The organism is Enterobacter vonholyi (assembly GCF_040834095.1).
Classification (GTDB): domain Bacteria; phylum Pseudomonadota; class Gammaproteobacteria; order Enterobacterales; family Enterobacteriaceae; genus Enterobacter; species Enterobacter vonholyi.
In genome coordinates this window covers 3,339,428-3,359,186 of the sequence record NZ_CP162152.1, presented here as the reverse complement: position 1 = coordinate 3,359,186, position 19,759 = coordinate 3,339,428, and the positions used below count along the sequence as shown (strand labels likewise).

The 19,759-nt window shown below is 57.4% G+C and carries 18 protein-coding genes; 14 read left to right on the top strand and 4 right to left on the bottom strand.

All coding sequences use genetic code 11. The annotated features are described in order from the left end of the window. The first annotated feature begins 95 nt into the window (after positions 1-95). The 5 genes from rnc to acpS are packed head-to-tail and all read left to right on the top strand — an operon-like array spanning position 96 to position 3,549. A complete protein-coding gene (rnc, locus tag AB3N39_RS15710) occupies positions 96-776 on the top strand; it encodes a ribonuclease III (protein WP_003860711.1) in 681 nt (226 codons plus the stop codon). Then, positions 773-1,678, top strand: a complete 906-nt coding sequence (era, locus tag AB3N39_RS15705) for a GTPase Era (RefSeq protein ID WP_087449597.1) — start codon at positions 773-775, stop codon at positions 1,676-1,678. The genes rnc and era overlap by 4 nt, the downstream gene beginning before the upstream one ends. Positions 1,679-1,696: 18 nt before the next feature. Next, positions 1,697-2,404, top strand: a complete 708-nt coding sequence (gene recO, locus AB3N39_RS15700) for a DNA repair protein RecO (protein ID WP_133295452.1) — start codon at positions 1,697-1,699, stop codon at positions 2,402-2,404. A 33-nt stretch (positions 2,405-2,437) separates the two neighbouring features. Then, positions 2,438-3,169 (top strand): pyridoxine 5'-phosphate synthase, encoded by a 732-nt coding sequence (pdxJ, locus tag AB3N39_RS15695; RefSeq protein ID WP_133294943.1) that lies wholly within the window; start codon positions 2,438-2,440, stop codon positions 3,167-3,169. After that, positions 3,169-3,549 (top strand): holo-ACP synthase, encoded by a 381-nt coding sequence (gene acpS, locus AB3N39_RS15690; RefSeq protein WP_023294331.1) that lies wholly within the window; start codon positions 3,169-3,171, stop codon positions 3,547-3,549. The genes pdxJ and acpS overlap by 1 nt, the downstream gene beginning before the upstream one ends. Here acpS and AB3N39_RS15685 read toward each other — a convergent pair. Together AB3N39_RS15685 and AB3N39_RS15680 are read right to left on the bottom strand one after the other, a co-directional pair. Beyond that, positions 3,546-3,806 carry a YfhL family 4Fe-4S dicluster ferredoxin gene (locus tag AB3N39_RS15685; protein ID WP_008502177.1) on the bottom strand — a complete coding sequence of 87 codons (261 nt, stop codon included), beginning with the start codon at positions 3,804-3,806 and terminating at the stop codon, positions 3,546-3,548. The two genes, acpS and AB3N39_RS15685, sit on opposite strands and share 4 nt — an antisense overlap. Positions 3,807-3,852: 46 nt before the next feature. Further along, complete coding sequence (locus AB3N39_RS15680) at positions 3,853-4,701, bottom strand: MurR/RpiR family transcriptional regulator (RefSeq protein ID WP_111965128.1); 849 nt, start codon at positions 4,699-4,701, stop codon at positions 3,853-3,855. 117 nt (positions 4,702-4,818) lie between these two features. On the opposite strand from AB3N39_RS15680, the gene murQ reads away from it, so the two are divergent. From murQ to tadA, 4 genes are read left to right on the top strand one after another with little or no spacing between them, the layout of a single operon-like run. Beyond that, positions 4,819-5,712 (top strand): N-acetylmuramic acid 6-phosphate etherase, encoded by an 894-nt coding sequence (murQ, locus tag AB3N39_RS15675; protein ID WP_367896869.1) that lies wholly within the window; start codon positions 4,819-4,821, stop codon positions 5,710-5,712. A gap of 11 nt (positions 5,713-5,723) precedes the next feature. Continuing rightward, positions 5,724-7,085 carry a PTS transporter subunit EIIC gene (locus tag AB3N39_RS15670; RefSeq protein ID WP_133294940.1) on the top strand — a complete coding sequence of 454 codons (1,362 nt, stop codon included), beginning with the start codon at positions 5,724-5,726 and terminating at the stop codon, positions 7,083-7,085. Positions 7,086-7,088: 3 nt separating this feature from the next. After that, positions 7,089-7,724, top strand: a complete 636-nt coding sequence (gene yfhb, locus AB3N39_RS15665) for a phosphatidylglycerophosphatase C (RefSeq protein WP_133294939.1) — start codon at positions 7,089-7,091, stop codon at positions 7,722-7,724. Positions 7,725-7,780: 56 nt separating this feature from the next. Then, positions 7,781-8,287, top strand: coding sequence for a tRNA adenosine(34) deaminase TadA (gene tadA, locus AB3N39_RS15660; protein ID WP_216858911.1), 507 nt, complete (start codon positions 7,781-7,783; stop codon positions 8,285-8,287). Here the strand turns inward: tadA and mltF are convergent. Next, positions 8,175-9,725 carry a membrane-bound lytic murein transglycosylase MltF gene (mltF, locus tag AB3N39_RS15655; protein ID WP_111965132.1) on the bottom strand — a complete coding sequence of 517 codons (1,551 nt, stop codon included), beginning with the start codon at positions 9,723-9,725 and terminating at the stop codon, positions 8,175-8,177. The genes tadA and mltF overlap by 113 nt on opposite strands. Positions 9,726-9,992: 267 nt before the next feature. On the opposite strand from mltF, the gene purL reads away from it, so the two are divergent. The 5 genes from purL (at position 9,993) to glnB (ending at position 18,324) form a co-directional block, all read left to right on the top strand. Then, positions 9,993-13,880, top strand: a complete 3,888-nt coding sequence (gene purL, locus AB3N39_RS15650) for a phosphoribosylformylglycinamidine synthase (RefSeq protein ID WP_115876016.1) — start codon at positions 9,993-9,995, stop codon at positions 13,878-13,880. 534 nt (positions 13,881-14,414) lie between these two features. Next, positions 14,415-15,842, top strand: coding sequence for a two component system sensor histidine kinase QseE/GlrK (qseE, locus tag AB3N39_RS15645; RefSeq protein ID WP_136195571.1), 1,428 nt, complete (start codon positions 14,415-14,417; stop codon positions 15,840-15,842). Between the two features lies 1 nt (position 15,843). Further along, the gene (qseG, locus tag AB3N39_RS15640; protein ID WP_136195570.1) at positions 15,844-16,581 is read left to right on the top strand and encodes a two-component system QseEF-associated lipoprotein QseG; all 738 of its coding nucleotides are present in this window, start codon (positions 15,844-15,846) and stop codon (positions 16,579-16,581) included. Beyond that, positions 16,568-17,905, top strand: a complete 1,338-nt coding sequence (gene glrR, locus AB3N39_RS15635) for a two-component system response regulator GlrR (RefSeq protein ID WP_136195569.1) — start codon at positions 16,568-16,570, stop codon at positions 17,903-17,905. Before qseG ends, glrR begins: the two co-directional genes overlap by 14 nt. 80 nt (positions 17,906-17,985) lie before the next feature. After that, entirely contained in the window at positions 17,986-18,324 is a 339-nt protein-coding gene (glnB, locus tag AB3N39_RS15630) for a nitrogen regulatory protein P-II (RefSeq protein ID WP_003860685.1), read from the top strand. A 72-nt stretch (positions 18,325-18,396) separates the two neighbouring features. Here glnB and hmpA read toward each other — a convergent pair whose 3' ends face one another. Continuing rightward, a complete protein-coding gene (gene hmpA, locus AB3N39_RS15625; RefSeq protein WP_133294934.1) occupies positions 18,397-19,587 on the bottom strand; it encodes an NO-inducible flavohemoprotein in 1,191 nt (396 codons plus the stop codon). Between the last annotated feature and the right edge of the window lie 172 nt (positions 19,588-19,759).

Sequence of the window (19,759 nt, the reverse complement as noted above, 5' to 3'; positions counted from 1 at the left end):
GCCCTGCAAGGGTGCCACGGCACACGAAACCGCGTTGGTTTTCTCAGGTCGGTTTCGTGTGCTGCATTTTTGACGCATTCATTTATTGGTATCGCATGAACCCCATCGTAATTAATCGGCTTCAACGGAAGCTGGGCTACACTTTTCATCATCAGGAGTTGTTGCAACAGGCATTAACCCACCGCAGTGCCAGCAGCAAACATAATGAGCGTCTCGAGTTTTTAGGCGACTCTATTTTAAGTTTCGTGATTGCGAATGCGCTTTATCATCGTTTCCCGCGTGTGGATGAAGGGGATATGAGCCGCATGCGCGCCACGCTGGTTCGGGGTAATACCCTTGCGGAAATCGCGCGCGAATTTGAACTGGGCGAATGTCTGCGTCTTGGGCCGGGTGAACTGAAAAGCGGCGGCTTCCGTCGTGAATCTATTCTTGCCGATACGGTCGAAGCATTAATTGGTGGTGTGTTCCTGGACAGCGATATCCAGACCGTAGAAAAGCTGATCCTTAACTGGTATCAGACCCGTCTGGACGAAATCAGCCCGGGCGATAAACAAAAAGATCCGAAAACGCGTCTGCAGGAATATTTGCAGGGTCGTCATCTGCCGCTGCCGTCTTATCTGGTGGTGCAGGTTCGTGGCGAAGCGCACGATCAGGAATTTACCATCCATTGCCAGGTCAGTGGCCTGAGTGAACCGGTGGTGGGCACAGGTTCAAGCCGTCGTAAGGCTGAACAGGCTGCCGCCGAACAGGCGTTAAAAATGCTGGAGCTGGAATGAGCGAAGAAAAGACCTATTGCGGATTTATTGCCATCGTCGGACGTCCGAACGTTGGCAAATCCACTCTGCTGAATAATCTGCTTGGGCAGAAGATTTCTATCACCTCGCGTAAGGCGCAGACCACGCGTCACCGCATCGTCGGTATCCATACTGAAGGCGCGTATCAGGCGATCTACGTCGATACCCCGGGCCTGCACATGGAAGAGAAGCGTGCCATCAACCGTCTGATGAACAAGGCGGCGAGCAGCTCAATTGGCGACGTGGAGCTGGTGATCTTCGTTGTGGAAGGCACCCGCTGGACGCCGGACGACGAGATGGTGCTGAACAAGCTGCGTGACGGCAAAACGCCGGTCATCCTCGCGGTCAACAAAGTGGACAACGTGCAGGAAAAAGCCGATCTGCTGCCGCATCTGCAGTGGCTGGGTAGCCAGATGAACTTCCTCGACATCGTTCCGCTGTCTGCGGAGACGGGTCTGAACGTGGACACCATCGCGGGCATCGTGCGTAAGCATCTGCCGGAAGCGATTCATCACTTCCCGGAAGAGTACATCACCGATCGCTCTCAGCGCTTTATGGCGTCTGAAATCATTCGTGAAAAGCTGATGCGTTTCCTGGGCGCTGAACTGCCGTATTCTGTGACGGTGGAGATCGAGCGTTTCCAGAGCAACGAGCGTGGTGGCTACGACATTAACGGCCTGATCCTCGTTGAGCGTGAAGGGCAGAAGAAGATGGTGATCGGCAATAAAGGCGCCAAGATCAAAACCATCGGCATTGAAGCCCGTAAGGACATGATGGAGATGTTCGAAGCGCCGGTTCACCTCGAACTGTGGGTGAAAGTGAAATCTGGCTGGGCCGATGATGAGCGTGCTCTGCGCAGCCTCGGTTACGGCGAAGACCAGTAACTCAAGACGACGAGTATGATGGAAGGATGGCAGCGCGCCTTCGTTCTGCATAGTCGTCCCTGGAGCGAAACCAGCCTGATGCTGGACGTCTTCACGGAAGAGTCGGGCCGCGTGCGCCTTGTTGCCAAAGGCGCACGTTCCAAACGTTCTAACCTGAAAGGCGCCCTACAGCCTTTCACGCCGCTGCTGGTTCGCTTTGGTGGGCGAGGGGAAGTTAAAACCCTGCGCAGCGCCGAAGCCGTCTCCCTGGCGCTTCCTCTCTCCGGCATCACGCTCTACAGCGGTCTGTATGTCAATGAACTCATCTCTCGCGTTCTTGAACATGAGACTCGCTTCTCTGAACTTTTCTTTGATTATCTGCACTGTATCCAGGCGCTGGCTGGCGCAACCGGCACGCCCGAGCCTGCGCTGCGGCGTTTTGAGCTGGCGCTGCTGGGTCATCTTGGGTACGGGGTCGATTTTCTGCACTGTGCGGGCAGCGGTGACGAAGTGGAAGACTCCATGACCTACCGCTACCGCGAAGAAAAAGGCTTTATTGCCAGCGTCGTGATCGACAACAGCACCTTTACCGGGCGCCAGCTCCGGGCGCTGTATGAGCGCGAATTTCCCGATCAGGATACCCTGCGCGCAGCAAAACGCTTTACCCGGATTGCCCTCAAGCCGTATCTTGGCGGCAAGCCCTTAAAGAGCCGCGAATTATTCAGGCAGTTTGTGCCGAAACGTTAGACCACAGAATCGAAAAGAAAACCGAGGATTGTCATGGCTGAATTACTGTTAGGCGTCAACATCGATCATATCGCCACGCTGCGTAATGCGCGCGGCACGGCGTATCCCGATCCGGTTCAGGCGGCATTTATCGCTGAACAGGCTGGCGCCGACGGCATTACCGTTCATCTGCGCGAAGACCGCCGCCACATCACTGACCGCGACGTGTGCATTCTGCGCCAGACGCTGGACACCCGTATGAATCTGGAGATGGCGGTCACCGAAGAGATGCTGACCATTGCCTGTGAGACTCAGCCGCACTTCTGCTGCCTGGTGCCGGAAAAACGCCAGGAAGTGACCACCGAAGGCGGTCTGGATGTGGCCGGCCAGCTCGACAAAATGCGCGATGCCTGCAAGCGCCTGGCGGATGCCGGTATCCTGGTTTCTCTGTTTATTGACGCTGATTTCGCCCAGATTAAAGCGGCAGCCGACGTGGGCGCGCCGTATATCGAAATCCACACGGGCTGCTATGCTGATGCCAAAAACGATGCCGAGCAGGCGAAAGAGCTGGAGCGTATTGCTAAAGCGGCCACGTACGCCTCAAGCTTGGGCCTGAAGGTCAATGCCGGTCACGGCCTGACCTACCATAACGTGAAGGCCATTGCCGCCATTCCGGAAATGCACGAGCTGAACATCGGTCACGCGATCATTGGCCGCGCGGTGATGAGCGGCCTGAAAGAGGCGGTTTCAGAAATGAAACGCCTGATGCAGGAAGCGCGTCAGTAATGGCCATTCTGGGCTTGGGTACCGATATCGTTGAAATAGCCCGCATTGAAGCGGTGATCGCCCGCAGCGGCGATCGCCTCGCAAGGCGCGTGCTGAGCGATAACGAATGGGCCATCTGGGAAGCGCATCAGCAGCCGGTGCGTTTTCTGGCAAAGCGCTTTGCGGTAAAAGAGGCGGCGGCCAAAGCCTTCGGGACCGGCATTCGTAACGGTCTGGCGTTCAACCAGTTTGAAGTGTTTAACGATGAGCTGGGTAAGCCAAGCCTGCGTTTATGGGGCGAGGCGCAAAAGCTTGCAGAGAAGCTGGGCGTGAATCACATGCACGTGACGATCGCGGATGAACGCCACTATGCCAGCGCAACGGTGATCATCGAAAGTTAAAGTTTGTCCGCGTGGTGCATCAGGACAAACTTATCCCACAGCTGCTCTTCGCTCTCGACGTGCGCCGGATCCTTCAGAATGGTATTCGGGATCGGGCACACCTTCTGGCAGGTCGGCGTTTCATAGTGGCCGATGCATTCGGTGCAGCGGTCGCTGTTAATCTCATAAATGCTGTCGCCCATCGAAATGGCCTGGTTCGGGCATTCGGGCTCGCACATATCGCAATTAATGCATTTTTTGGTAATTAACAGCGCCATCAGGAAATTCTCAGAAACAACACAAACTGGGCGGGCATTATACGCGTCAAACCAGTTTCTTTACCAGTTCTTCGCTGTGGCGAATGCGCTCTGGCGCTCGCTCCAGATCCTGCTGCACCAGCGCCATAAACAGCAGGTCCGTCAGCATCATTTGTGCGCTGGTGGACGAGATAGCCGCGCTGCGCGTGGCCTGCTCCTCGGCAATGGTATATAAACAGCGCGTGGCCCGCTGCTGCAGAGCATTCGGCGTAAAACCGGTGATTGCCAGAATTTTACCGCCGACGCGCAGCGCTTCATCAGTTGCCATGTTGATTTCACGACGCTCGCCGGAGTAAGAGATGGCCAGCAGCAGATCGTCAGGATCCATCGCCTGTACGGTCGCCAGCAGGGCGTGCATATCCTGTTCGACGATGGCGTTAAGGCCAATTTTCGTCAGCTTCCAGCCAAAGTTACGCGCCACAAGTCCGGACGCGCCGATGCCGGTCAGAACGATCCGCCGCGCGCTACGCAGCATCGCCACGCTCTCCAGCAGCTTCTCTTCCGTATTCACATCGAGCGTCGCATGCATGGCGGCCACGTTCTCTTTGATCAGCTTTTCTCCAACCAGCCGCATCGGGTCATCGCCGCGGATCTGATTATGCACCGGCATGGACTGCGGGTTAGGGTTACTGACCAGCGCTTCACTGATCGCCAGCTTGAGGGCGGGGAAGCCCTTAAAGCCAATCTTCTGGGCAAATTTCACCACGCTGGACTGGCTCACGCCGGCTTCACTCGCCAGCTGCTGCGAGCTGAGGTGGCGCGCGCGATCGGGTTGAGAAAGCAGAAAATCCGCCAGCTTCTTGTCGCTTTGGGCAAAGCCTGCGTAGCGCTGGCGAATGCGAATTAAACAGTTCATACGGTCTCCTGGCGAAAATGTGATTATCTGCGCAAATACGAATTTTGCTCGCCTGAATGAATTTTATATTCCATTATAGTGTGATTATTATGAATTAAAAATTCTTGAGGTACAAAAATGAATCTTGGCTCACTTGTTTCTGAAACGCGTAACCCGCAAACCATGGATCTGGATGCGCTCTCCACCCTGGAGCTGGTTAACCGCTTTAATCAACAGGATACGCTGGTCGCGCAGGCAGTGAAAGGGACATTACCCGATGTGGCGAAAGCGGTCGATGCGGCGGCGGAAGCCCTCAAGGCCGGTGGACGCATTATTTACATGGGCGCGGGGACCAGCGGGCGTCTTGGAGTTCTGGACGCGTCAGAATGTCCGCCCACCTTTGGGGTGCCGCATGGTCTGGTCGTTGGGTTAATTGCCGGTGGACCCGGTGCGCTGCTGAAAGCCGTTGAAGGGGCGGAAGATAACAAACAGCTGGGCGAGGATGACCTGAAGGCGCTGAATCTGACGGAGAAGGATCTGGTGGTCGGTCTGGCGGCATCCGGGCGCACGCCGTACGTCATTGGCGGCCTGGAATACGCCAACCAGACCGGCTGCACGACGGTGGCCATCTCCTGTAATCCGGGCTCCCCGATTGCGCAGGTGGCCGCTATCGCTATCTCTCCGGTGGTCGGGCCGGAAGCGCTCACCGGCTCCACGCGCCTCAAGTCCGGGACCGCGCAAAAGCTGGTGCTCAATATGATCTCCACCGGCGCGATGGTTAAGTTCGGTAAGGTGTATCAGAACCTGATGGTGGATATGCAGGCCACCAACGTCAAGCTGGTGGACAGAGCCTGCCGCATGGTGATGGAGGCGACGGGCGCAGGCCGTGAAGAGGCCGAAGCGGTACTCAAACAAACCGATCATGATGTTAAACCTGCCATTCTGATGATCTTAAGCGGGCTGGATGCGGCGACCGCAAGAGCCAAACTCGATGCGCATAACGGTTTCTTACGGGCGGCATTAGAAAACTAACAGAGGCGTCTATGGACAAAACAGCAGCGCTCGCCAGCGATATCCTGCAGGGGATCGGCGGGGAAAAAAATATTCAGCGTCTCGAAAACTGCATGACGCGCGTGCGCGTCGAGGTGCATGACGACGACCAGCTTGACGTGTCGCGTCTGAAGCAATTGTCTGGGGTCAGCGGCTACGTGAAACAGGGCCAGCAGCATCAGCTGATCGTCGGGCCGGGGAAAGCGGCGCAGGTTGTTGACGCCATGCGCGCGCTGATGGGCGTTAGCGCGAGCGTGTCGATTGACGATACTGAGCGCACTAAAGCGCAGGCGAAAGCCAAATACAAAGCCCCGATGAGCGATGCGCTGCGACAGCTGGCCAACGTCTTTATTCCGCTGATCCCGGCGTTTATTGCCTCGGGCCTGATCACCGGGATCATCAATATCCTCAAGCGACCGGATATCGTGGGGGATTTCGCCACGCAGTATCCGAACCTGCTGGGGATTCTCGGGATCTTCGGCAGCGCTGTTTTCGCCATCATGAACATTCTGGTTGGGGTGAATACCGCGAAGGTGTTTGGCGGATCGCTGGCGATGGGCGGCGTGATGGCGGGCATCTTGTCCAGCCCGCAGCTGGCGCAGATCACGCTGTTTGGTGAGGCGCTTCAGCCTGGCCGCGGCGGGGTGATTGCGGTGCTGCTGGTGGTCATCCTGATGTGCTGGATCGAGAAAAGGCTGCGAGCGATTTTGCCCGGCTCGATTGAGCTTATCCTCAACCCGCTGCTGACCACCCTGATTACCGGTAGCGTAGCGATTGTGGCCCTCCAGCCGTTAGGCGGGTGGATCTCTGAAGCCATCGCTCACGGTGCGTCTCTGGCGATTGACCGCGGCGGGCTGCTGGTTGGCGCGGTGCTGTCGGGTACCTTCCTGCCGCTGGTACTGACCGGCCTGCACCAGGGGCTGGTGCCGATCCACGTCGAGCTGGTGCAGGCGCACGGCTATAACGCGCTGCTGCCTATCCTGTCGATGGCGGGCGTGGGGCAGGTCGGCGCGGCGATTGCCGTCCTGATGAAAACCCGCAACGCGCGTCTGAAGAAAATGATTAAAGGCGCGCTCCCGGTCGGCCTGCTCGGCATCGGCGAGCCGCTGATTTTCGGCGTTACGCTGCCGCTGGGTAAACCGTTCCTCGCGGCCTGTCTGGGGGGCGCGGTAGGCGGGGCGCTGATCAGCTACTGGAAAGTCGCCACCGTGATCACCTTTGGGCTTTCCGGTTTACCGCTGGCATTAACCATCGTGACCGGAAAAGTGATGCTCTATCTGTTAGGCTATTTAGTAGCGGTGATCGCCGGGTTCCTTTTTACCTGGCTATTAGGATTCAACGACCCAGAGGAGTAAGGTTTGGCAAATCACGCGCGTCGCGTTGTCTTTTTCGATCTGGATGGAACGCTGCATCAGCAGGATATGTTTGGTACGTTTATGCGTTACCTGCTGCGGCGTCAGCCTCTGAATGCGCTGCTCGTGCTACCGCTCTTACCGGTTATCGGTATCGCGCTGCTGGTGAAAGGCCGTGCGGCGCGATGGCCGATGAGTCTGCTGCTGTGGGGATGTACCTTTGGGCACAGCGAAGCGCGGCTCAAACAGCTCGAAAAGGATTTTGCGCACTGGTTTCGCGGTCACGTTGCGGCCTTTCCTGTTGTACAGGCGCGCCTGACCAGCTACCTCGACGCGAACGATGCCGACATCTGGCTGATTACAGGTTCCCCGCAGACGCTTGTGGAGCATGTCTACTTTGATACCCCCTGGCTTCCGCGCGTGAATCTTATCGCCACGCAAATTGCCCGCGGTTACGGCGGCTGGGTGCTAACCCTGCGCTGTCTGGGGCATGAAAAAGTGGTCCAGCTGGAGAAACGCATCGGTACGCCGCTGCGCCTGTACAGCGGCTACAGCGACAGCAAACAGGACAACCCGCTGCTCTATTTTTGCCAGCATCGCTGGCGCGTCACGCCGTCAGGTGAACTCCAGCAACTCGAATAGTCTTATCCATAAGGGGTGTGTATAATGCCGCCGCTTTTCGACTGGAGTATCAACCGTTGTCCAACCCTGAATACAATCATGAATACTGGATGCGCCACGCGCTAACGCTCGCTCAGCGTGCCTGGGACGAGGGCGAAGTGCCCGTAGGCGCCGTGCTGGTCCACAATAACCTGGTGATTGGTGAAGGGTGGAACCGTCCCATTGGCCGCCACGATCCTACCGCGCACGCCGAAATTATGGCGCTTCGTCAGGGCGGTCTGGTGCTGCAAAACTATCGCCTGCTTGATACCACGCTGTATGTGACGCTGGAGCCGTGCGTGATGTGTTCCGGGGCGATGGTGCACAGCCGGATCGGGACTCTGGTTTTCGGGGCGCGGGATGAAAAAACCGGCGCGGCCGGCTCACTGATGGACGTGTTGGGGCACCCCGGAATGAACCACCAGGTGAAGACTATCGGCGGGGTGCTCGCACCAGAGTGTTCGGGGCTATTAAGTGATTTCTTTCGAATGCGCCGTCAGCAGAAAAAGCAGCAAAAGGCAGAATTGAAGCTGTTGGGCGATTAAGTTCGTCCGGCGCCACGACAGGGTAGCTTTGAGCCAGCCGTTTGGCCTCTGTCGCCTCTTTCTCTTTCTCCAGCAGATACCCGACCAGGCTAATCTGATATTTACGGATATTTTCCACGTAGGCGTAGGCTTCATGCCCGCGCGCGTAGCCGTATGTCAGTTTGTTATACCATGGCTTCTGGCTCAGCAGCGGCAGGCGCTGCTTTACGTCTGACCAGCTGTCCGGGTTGCCTTTCGTTTTGGCCGTTAATGCTCGCGCATCCAGCATATGCGCATAGCCCATATTGTAGGCCGCCAGCGCGAACCAGATCCGCTCCTCTTCCGGCACCGTTTCCGGTACTTTGGCCATCATATCCTGCAGATAACGCGCGCCGCCGCTGATGCTTTGTTCGGCATCGGTACGGTCATTCACGCCCAGGCTCAGCGCGGTATTTTTGGTTAACATCATCAAACCACGCACGCCAGTCGGGGACGTGGCCTGGGTATCCCAGTGGGATTCCTGATACGAAATAGCCGCCAGCAGTTTCCAGTCAATTTCCTGGGCGTATTTTTCGAACAGCGGCTGCAGGTCCGGCAGGACGCTGTCTACCGCGCGCAGGAAGCTGCGGGTGTCAACGTAGTCAAAGTCATCGCCGTGCCCGAGGTACTTCTCCTCCAGACGCGCCAGGGTACCGTCTTCATTGATGGTGTTGAAAAAATCAAGCATCGCGGCAGAGAAGGTCTGATCGTCATCAAGCTGGCTAAACCAGGTCACGGGCTGCTCGTCGGTAACGTCCAGCGCCACGGCGATTTCAGGGTGCACGCGCTGGAACAGGCTGATTGCGACCGAATCGGCAATGGTGTAGGGCACTTTCTGGTCTTTTACCTGCTCAAGCAGCTCCGTCGTGCCGAGTTTCGGATCCACCGTCCAGCTCAGGTCGGGATATTTTTTCTCCTTGAGCTCACGCAGGTCGTCAATCACCACGTGGCCGGGCGCAATCGTCAGCTGCCGATCGTTAATCGAAGCCAGCGAGCGCGGGCGCAGGCTCCCGACGCGGTAAACTAGCTGCTGCGAAACGGAATAGTAGGTCGGGCCCGGCTGGTAGTTCTTGCTGCGCTCGCTGTTATACACCAGCCCGGCGGCAAGCATGTCGGCATCGTCGTTATCGAGGTCGTCAAAAAGCTGATTTATATTCTGGCGGACGGTGATTTTAAGCTTCACGCCAAGATAATCGGCGAACTGTTGTGCCAGCTCATAATCCAGACCAATGATTTTGCCGTTGATGTCGCTGTAAATGAGCGGGGAGTTGAGGGTACTGACGCGCAATTCCCCCCGCTCCTGAATGGCGGCGATACGGTTTTCGGCTTTGCCGAACCAGGGGATAGAAGGCCAGAGGGCCACTGCCAACAGCAACGTTACAATGCCGATGAGCAGATAATTAATCTTTAATTTTTTCAATTAGTTAATTCTCTGCGACGCCGGTTGCCTCAGTTTGCTGTAGCCATGTTAATAATAAGGTTTGCCATTGAATGAGCGGCATTTTGCGTAAACTTGCGCCACTTGGCAACCAATTAGAGAGACAGGTCACATCTATTGTTAAACCTCTGGGCAAATTTTATTTCGACGCAAACGGTTTCGTCGGCGCTCAGGATTCTCTATAATGACGCCCGTTTTCCCCCCTTGCGCACACTGTAAGCGCCCCGGCGCTTCGAAGACGAGAGACTTATGATGGAAATTCTGCGTGGTTCGCCTGCACTGTCTGCCTTCCGTATCACTAAACTGCTGGCACGTTTTCAGGCGGCCGACCTTCCGGTAAGCAATATTTACGCTGAGTATGTCCATTTTGCTGACCTGAATGCCCCCCTGAATGCAGAGGAGCGCGTACAGCTGGAACGCCTGCTCAAGTATGGCCCAAGCCTCAGCAGCCATACGCCAACCGGCAAACTGATCCTTGCGACGCCGCGTCCGGGCACCATCTCCCCCTGGTCTTCCAAAGCCACCGACATCGCCCACAACTGTGGCCTGAGCCAGATTAACCGCCTGGAGCGCGGCGTGGCGTACTACGTGGAAGCCTCAACCCTGAGCGACGCGCAGTGGCAGGCGGTTGCGGCTGAGCTGCACGACCGCATGATGGAGAGCGTATTTGCCTCTCTCGATGACGCACAGAAGCTTTTCTCCCACCATCAGCCTGCGCCAGTACAGAGCGTGGACCTGCTGGGGCAGGGCCGTCAGGCACTGATCGACGCCAACCTGCGTCTCGGCCTGGCGCTGGCAGAAGACGAAATCGACTACCTGCAGGATGCGTTCGTTAAGCTCAACCGTAACCCGAACGACATCGAACTTTACATGTTCGCGCAGGCTAACTCTGAGCACTGCCGCCATAAGATTTTCAACGCCGACTGGATTATTGACGGCGAACAGCAGCCGAAGTCGCTGTTCAAAATGATCAAAAACACCATGGAGCAAACCCCTGACCACGTGCTGTCTGCCTATAAAGACAATGCCGCGGTGATGGAAGGCTCCGAGGTGGGCCGCTTCTTCGCCGATCGCGAAGCAGGGCGCTATGACTTCCATCAGGAGCCCGCGCATATCCTGATGAAGGTTGAAACCCACAACCACCCGACGGCAATCTCCCCGTGGCCGGGTGCGGCTACCGGCTCCGGCGGTGAAATCCGTGACGAAGGGGCGACTGGTCGTGGTGCAAAACCAAAAGCGGGTCTGGTCGGTTTCTCCGTCTCCAACCTGCGTATCCCGGGCTTTGAACAGCCGTGGGAAGAAGATTTCGGCAAGCCAGAGCGCATTGTAACCGCCCTGGATATCATGACCGAAGGTCCGCTGGGCGGCGCGGCGTTTAACAACGAGTTTGGCCGTCCGGCGCTGAACGGTTACTTCCGTACCTATGAAGAGAAAGTGGACAGCCACAACGGCGAAGAGCTGCGCGGCTACCACAAACCGATCATGCTGGCAGGCGGGATTGGCAACATCCGTGCCGATCACGTGCAGAAAGGCGAGATCGTCGTCGGCGCGAAGCTGATCGTACTCGGCGGCCCGGCGATGAACATCGGTCTGGGCGGCGGTGCGGCCTCTTCGATGGCCTCCGGCCAGTCTGATGCGGATCTCGACTTCGCGTCCGTGCAGCGTGACAACCCTGAGATGGAGCGCCGCTGCCAGGAAGTGATCGACCGCTGCTGGCAGCTGGGTGATGCCAACCCAATCCTCTTCATCCACGACGTGGGCGCGGGCGGCTTGTCCAACGCCATGCCGGAGCTGGTGAGCGACGGCGGCCGCGGCGGTCGCTTCAACCTGCGCGACATCCTGAGCGATGAACCGGGCATGAGCCCGCTGGAAATTTGGTGTAACGAATCCCAGGAGCGCTACGTGCTGGCCGTTGCGGCGGACCAGCTGCCGCTGTTTGACGAGCTGTGCCGCCGCGAGCGCGCGCCGTATGCCGTCATCGGTGAAGCGACCGAAGAGCAGCATCTCTCCTTGAGCGATACACATTTCGACAACCAGCCGATCGATCTGCCGCTCGACGTCCTGCTCGGTAAAACGCCGAAGATGACCCGCGACGTGCAGACCCGCAAGGCTGCGGGAAAAGCGCTGGATCGCCAGGGCATCACCGTGGCAGAAGCGGTTAACCGCGTGCTGCACCTGCCTGCTGTGGCAGAGAAAACCTTCCTGGTGACCATCGGCGACCGTACCGTGACCGGTATGGTATCCCGCGACCAGATGGTCGGCCCTTGGCAGATCCCGGTGGCGAACTGCGCCGTGACCACCGCGAGCCTCGACAGCTACTACGGCGAAGCGATGGCGCTGGGCGAACGCACCCCGGTGGCGCTGCTGGACTTCGCCGCATCTGCCCGTCTGGCGGTCGGTGAAGCGCTGACCAACATCGCCGCGACGCAGATTGGCGACATTAAACGTATCAAGCTCTCCGCAAACTGGATGGCCGCAGCCGGCCACCCTGGCGAAGATGCTGGCCTGTATGAAGCCGTGAAGGCGGTGGGTGAGGAGCTGTGTCCAGCCCTCGGCCTGACCATTCCGGTGGGTAAAGACTCCATGTCGATGAAAACCCGCTGGCAGGAGGGTAACGAGCAGCGCGAGATGACCTCTCCACTGTCGCTGGTGATCACCGCGTTTGCCCGCGTGGAAGACGTGCGTCACACCGTTACGCCGCAGCTTGCGACCGAAGACAACGCCCTGCTGCTGATTGACCTGGGTAAAGGCCACAACGCGCTGGGCGCCACCGCGCTGGCGCAGGTTTACCGTCAGCTTGGCGATAAGCCAGCCGACGTGCGCGACGTGGCGCAGCTAAAAGGCTTCTACGACGCGATTCAGGCGCTGGTGGCGCAGCGTAAGCTGCTGGCCTACCATGACCGTTCCGACGGCGGCCTGCTGGTGACCCTGGCAGAGATGGCCTTCACCGGCCACTGTGGCGTGGAAGCCAACATCGCTACGCTTGGCGAAGACCGTCTGGCTGCGCTGTTCAACGAAGAGCTGGGTGCCGTGATTCAGGTGCGTGCGGCGGATCGCGATGCGGTTGAAGCGATTCTGGCGAAGCACGGACTGGCAGACTGCGTGCACTATCTGGGTAAAGCCGTTCAGGGCGACCGCTTCGTCATTGAAGCAGACGGCCATGCCGTGTTCAGCGAAAGCCGCACCACGCTGCGCATGTGGTGGGCGGAAACCACCTGGCAGATGCAGCGCCTGCGTGATAACCCGGAATGTGCCGATCAGGAGCACAACGCGAAGGCCAATGACCAGGATCCTGGCCTGAATGTGAAGCTCTCCTTCGATATTAACGAAGACATCGCTGCGCCGTACATTGCGACCGGCGCGCGTCCAAAAGTGGCGGTGCTGCGCGAGCAGGGCGTTAACTCCCACGTTGAGATGGCTGCGGCCTTCCACCGCGCGGGCTTTGACGCTATCGACGTCCACATGAGCGATCTGCTGGCCGGACGTACCGGTCTGGAAGATTTCCAGGCGCTGGTGGCGTGCGGCGGCTTCTCCTACGGCGACGTGCTGGGCGCAGGCGAAGGCTGGGCGAAGTCCATCCTGTTTAACAGCCGCGTGCGCGACGAGTTCGAAACCTTCTTCCACCGTCCGCAGACCCTGGCGCTGGGCGTGTGTAACGGCTGCCAGATGATGTCTAACCTGCGCGAACTGATCCCGGGCAGTGAAGCCTGGCCGCGCTTTGTTCGTAACCAGTCTGACCGCTTCGAAGCGCGCTTTAGCCTGGTGGAAGTGACCCAGAGCCCGTCTCTGCTGCTGCAGGGAATGGTCGGTTCACAGATGCCAATCGCCGTTTCCCATGGCGAAGGTCAGGTAGAAGTGCGTGATGCTGCGCATCTGGCTCAGCTGGAGAGCAAAGGCCTGGTGGCACTGCGCTTTGTCGATAACTTCGGCAAAGTCACAGAAACCTACCCGGCTAACCCGAACGGCTCCGCCAACGGTATTACGGCGGTAACCAGCGAAAGCGGTCGCGCGACCATCATGATGCCGCACCCGGAACGCGTGTTCCGCACCGTGAGCAACTCCTGGCACCCGGAAAACTGGGGCGAGGACAGCCCATGGATGCGTATCTTCCGCAATGCGCGTAAGCAATTGGGTTAAGTTTTAGTCCCACATCCTTCCAGGCCCGGTAAGCGAAAGCTCAACCGGGCTTTTTTATTTGTGTCGCAATTATGCGACAGACCGGCAACTTAAGTGTCTCCAAAAAGAGACATTTAAGTTATTGATTTATATATGGCAGGAAAGGTTTCCGTTAAGATGTTGCTTAATAGCGACACTTAGCATGAAAATCATTCAACCGATAATTAACAAGCTTAACGAGTAAAAACGTTATATTTCAATATGTTAATATTTTGTTTTGCATTCTGGCACGGGTGTTGCATAATATTAACCAGTGGCTCATTCACCTTCTTATGTCAGCCCCTTCGGGAAGCGCTACATAAACTTCGAATGACGCACAAAAAGGTGCCTGCCGTCCAACTACTGATCATAGCGATGCTTTATCAGGCCAGGGCGAAACGTCGAGTTAGGCACCGCCTCATTCCATGACAAAGCCGGGTTTTTACCCGGCTTTGTTGTATCTGAAGGGCAGACTCAGTTACGCTCTGCGTAAACCCCCATAAAGAGAGTAATGCGTTGAAACGCTGGCCCGTTTTCCCCCGCTCCTTGCGGCAGCTCGTCATGATGGCCTTCCTGCTGATTCTGCTGCCGCTGCTGATCCTTGCCTGGCAGGCGTGGCAAAGTCTGAACGCGCTGAGCGCGCAGGCGGCATTGACCAACCGCACGACGCTCATCGACGCCAGACGCAGTGAAGCGATGACCAACGCAGCCCTGGAGATGGAGCGTAGCTATCGTCAGTATTGCGTGCTTGACGATCGAACGCTGGAAAAGGTTTATCAGAGTCAACGCAAACGCTACAGCGAAATGCTGGACGCTCATGCGGGGGTTTTGCCTGACGACAGGCTGTATCAGGCGTTACGTCAGGATCTGAACGATCTCGCGCAACTGCAATGCAGTAACAGCGGCCCGGATGCGGCCGCCGCCGCACGCCTCGAAGCTTTTGCCAGTGCCAACACCGAGATGGTGCAGTCAACGCGTACGGTGATTTTCTCCCGCGGTCAGCAGCTTCAGCAGGAGATTGCCGAGCGCGGCCAGTTCTTCGGCTGGCAGGCGCTGGTGCTGTTCCTGGTGAGCCTCGGGCTGGTTCTGCTCTTTACCCGCATGATCATCGGCCCGGTGAAGGGTATCCAGCGGATGATCAACCGCCTAGGGGAGGGGAAATCGCTCGGGGATACGGTCGCCTTTAAAGGTCCCCGCGAGCTGCGATCCGTAGGCCAGCGCATTATCTGGCTGTCCGAGCGCCTGGCATGGCTCGAATCACAGCGCCATCAGTTCCTGCGCCATATCTCCCATGAGCTTAAAACGCCCCTGGCCAGCATGCGCGAAGGAACGGAGCTGCTGGCGGATGAAGTGGCAGGGCCACTTACGCCCGAACAGAAAGAAATTGTCGAGATCCTGGATAACAGCAGCCGGAATCTACAGAAGCTGATTGAGCAACTGCTGGATTACAACCGCAAGCTGGCTGACGGGGCGGTCGTACTGGAAAACGTCGAAATTGAACCGCTGGTGGATATGGTGTTATCCGCCCATAGCTTGCCAGCAAGAGCTAAAATGATGCATACCGGTGTAGAGCTGAATGCGCCGACCTGTCTGGCTGAACCCATGCTGCTAATGAGCGTGCTGGATAATCTTTATTCCAATGCGGTGCACTATGGTACTGAATCCGGTAACATTTATATCCGAAGCTATACGAAGGGTTCCCGGGTGTTTATCGACGTCGCTAACACCGGCACCCCGATCCCCGATGACGAAAAAACCATGATCTTCGAGCCCTTTTTCCAGGGGAGTCATCAGCGGAAAGGTGCGGTGAAAGGAAGCGGTCTGGGCTTGAGCATTGCCCGGGACTGCATACGACGCATGCAGGGTGAGCTAAACATTGCCACGGACGAACGTTCGGATGTTTGCTTCCGTATTGAACTGCCCCTGAGCCGGAAAAATCAATAAAATGAATCTATATCTGGTGAGTATGTCACACGTCTTTTCCCGCGCCGTACGCGCGGTGTTTTCCCGCAGCACGCTTCGCCTGAGCCTGCCCTGTTTATTTCTGGCTGGGTGTGTTTCCCATGTGCCGCAAAGTGCCATTAGCGATAAACAAGAAGATAAATGGCCCGATAACCAGCTGGCCGATTTCCTCTCGACCCGCTGCGAAGACATCTGGAACCTGTCAGGGCATGACGTCGAAAGCAACCCGCTTTTCTGGCTGCGTGGAATAGATTGCGCCCAGCGTCTGGCGCCGGTAGACGCCCGCTCGAAGGCGGCGATGCTGGACGACGACACCTGGCAGGACGCTTTCAAGCGCGGCATTTTGCTGGCTGATGCCAAAATCACCCCCATCGAACGCCGCGTCAATGTAACCCGACTGGACACATTTGTGGTCAATCTACCCGTACAGGTACGCCCGGTATACCAGCTCTGGCGCGATGGCCAGACGCTACAGCTTCAGCTTTCTGAAGAGCGCTCCCGCTACAGCAAGCTGCAACAGTCAACCGACAGCGAGCTTGATACGCTGCGTCAGCAGCAGCAACATTTACGTACCCAGCTGGATACCACGACGCGTAAGCTGGAGAACCTGACCGATATCGAAAGACAGCTCTCGTCGCGTAAATATCAGCCGGGGAGTTCATCCGCTGCGCCGGACAGCGATACGCCGAAACAAGAGGACGTGAAGCATGACGAGCCGTAAACCAGCCCATCTCTTACTGGTGGATGACGATCCCGGGCTATTAAAGCTGCTGGGGATGCGTCTGATGAGTGAGGGCTACAGCGTCGTGACTGCGGAAAGCGGGCTGGAGGGGCTGAAAATTCTCAGCCGCGAGAAAATCGATCTGGTGATAAGCGACCTGCGGATGGATGAAATGGACGGCCTGCAGCTGTTCGCGGAGATCCAGAAGCAGCAGCCGGGTATGCCCGTGATTATCCTGACCGCGCACGGGTCGATCCCGGATGCGGTTGCCGCGACGCAGCAGGGGGTATTCAGCTTTCTGACCAAGCCGGTGGACAAAGACGCGCTGTATAAGGCTATCGACAGCGCGCTGGAACATGCCGCCCCGGCGGGGGATGAAGCGTGGCGGGAGTCTATCGTCACCCGCAGCCCCGTGATGCTGCGCCTGCTAGAGCAGGCGAGGATGGTGGCGCAGTCTGACGTCAGCGTGCTCATCAACGGCCAGAGCGGAACCGGGAAAGAGATCCTGGCGCAGGCGATTCATAACGCCAGCCCGCGCAGCAAGAACGCTTTTATTGCGATTAACTGTGGCGCGCTCCCGGAGCAGCTGCTTGAATCCGAACTGTTTGGTCACGCCCGCGGCGCATTCACCGGGGCGGTAAGCAGCCGGGAAGGGCTATTCCAGGCCGCGGAAGGCGGCACGCTGTTCCTGGACGAGATTGGTGACATGCCCGCGCCGCTGCAGGTCAAGCTGCTGCGCGTGCTGCAGGAGCGCAAAGTGCGCCCGCTGGGCAGCAACCGCGATATCGATATTAACGTGCGAATTATTTCGGCGACCCACCGCGATCTGCCAAAAGTGATGGCCCGCAACGAGTTTCGCGAAGATCTCTACTACCGTCTGAACGTGGTTAACCTGAAGATCCCTGCGCTTGCGGAACGTGCGGAAGACATTCCGCTGCTGGCGAACCATCTTTTGCGCCAGGCGGCCGACCGCCATAAACCGTTCGTGCGCGCGTTTTCCACCGATGCGATGAAGCGGCTGATGGCCGCAAGCTGGCCGGGTAACGTGCGTCAGCTGGTGAACGTGATTGAGCAGTGCGTGGCGCTGACCTCGTCACCGGTGATCAGCGACGCGCTGGTGGAGCAGGCGCTGGAAGGGGAAAACACGGCTCTGCCGACGTTTGCAGAAGCGCGCAATCAGTTCGAACTGAACTATCTGCGCAAGCTATTGCAGATCACTAAAGGCAACGTGACCCACGCGGCGCGCATGGCCGGACGCAACCGCACCGAATTCTACAAGCTGCTGTCACGTCATGAGCTTGAAGCGAACGATTTTAAAGAGTAGTACCGCAAAATTCGCTTGAATATGATACTGTGAGCAATCGATTACGAGGCAGCTTACAGGCAAGAGTTTAAGGACCCACCATGAAAAAGATTGATGCGATTATTAAACCTTTCAAACTGGATGATGTGCGTGAAGCGCTGGCGGAAGTCGGCATCACCGGGATGACCGTGACGGAAGTGAAAGGTTTTGGTCGTCAGAAGGGCCACACCGAGCTTTACCGTGGCGCAGAGTACATGGTCGACTTTCTGCCGAAAGTGAAAATTGAAATCGTGGTCAGCGACGATATCGTCGATACCTGTGTGGACACCATTATCCGCACGGCGCAGACCGGCAAGATTGGCGATGGTAAAATCTTCGTCTTCGACGTGGCGCGCGTGATCCGTATCCGTACCGGCGAAGAAGACGACGCGGCGATTTAAATATTTTCCAGGCCGGGTAAGGCGCAGCCGCCATCCGACGAAAAAAGCCCCTCGTTTGAGGGGCTTTTTGCATTACAGCACCTTATGCGGGCCGAAGCATTCGTAATGAATGTTGTCCTTGTTCACGCCCAGCTCAACCAGCTGCTTCGCGGCATACTGCATAAACGCCACCGGTCCACAGACGTAGAACTGCATGTCCGGTGCGCTGAATAGGCCTTCGTGCTGGCTAAGATTCATCAGACCTTCGCTGTCAAAGCGGGCAGCTGCGCGGTCAGCTTCCGTCGGCAGGCGATACCAGGTGTGCGCGGTGAAACGCGGCAGGGAGGCTCCGAGCGTTTTCACCTCATCCGCAAAAGCGTGCACGTCGCCGTTTTCGGCCGCATGGAACCAGTTAACCTGCGCCCCGTGGTGTGATCTTGCCAGCGTATCGAGCATCGCCAGCATCGGCGTTTGGCCGACGCCCGCAGAGATCAGCGTGACCGGCGTATTGGTGTCAACGGCCATAAAGAAATCGCCCGCCGGCGCGGCCAGATGCACCACGTCGCCCACGTTAGCTTCGTTGTGCAGCCAGCTGGAAACCTGACCGCCGTCCTCACGCTTCACCGCAATGCGGTAGCCTTTGCCGTTTGGCTTGCGGGTAAGGGAATACTGGCGGATCTCCTGATGCGGGAATCCTTCAGGCTTCAGCCACACGCCCAGATACTGCCCTGGCTGGTAATCGGCCACCGGTTGACCGTCCACCGGCTCAAACTCGAAGCTGGTGATTAAAGCGCTGCGCGGCGTTTTCTCAACGATGCGGAACGCGCGCGTGCCTTTCCAGCCGCCGTTCTTGCTGGCGTTTTCGCTGTAGATCTGCGCTTCACGGTTGATAAACACGTTTGCCAGTACCCCGTAGGCTTTACCCCAGGCGTCCAGCACCTCCTGACCGGGGCTGAACATCTCGTCCAGGGTTGCCAGAAGGTGTCCGCCCACAATGTTGTACTGTTCAGGTTGGATCTGGAAGCTGGTATGTTTCTGCGCGATTTTTTCCACCGCAGGCAGCAATGCTGGCAGGTTTTCAATATTGCTGGCGTAGGCCGCGATGGCGTTGAACAGCGCTTCACGCTGATCGCCGTTACGCTGGTTGCTCATGTTGAAAATTTCTTTGAGCTCCGGGTTGTGCGTGAACATGCGATCGTAGAAATGGGCGGTGAGTTTAGGGCCGGTTTCCACCAGCAGGGGGATGGTGGCCTTTACGGTAGCGATGGTTTGAGCGTCGAGCATAGCTGCTTCCTTCCGATGTGACTTTAATGATGTATTTTAAATGCATCTTATAAAAAATACCCCTGCGTTGTAAATGGTTCTTTGCAAGATGAAAAATATGCATCACAAACCTGAAAAGAAATCCGCTGGAAAGGGCGAGATCTTTATTCCTCAAACCCTTGCGTGGCGGGTA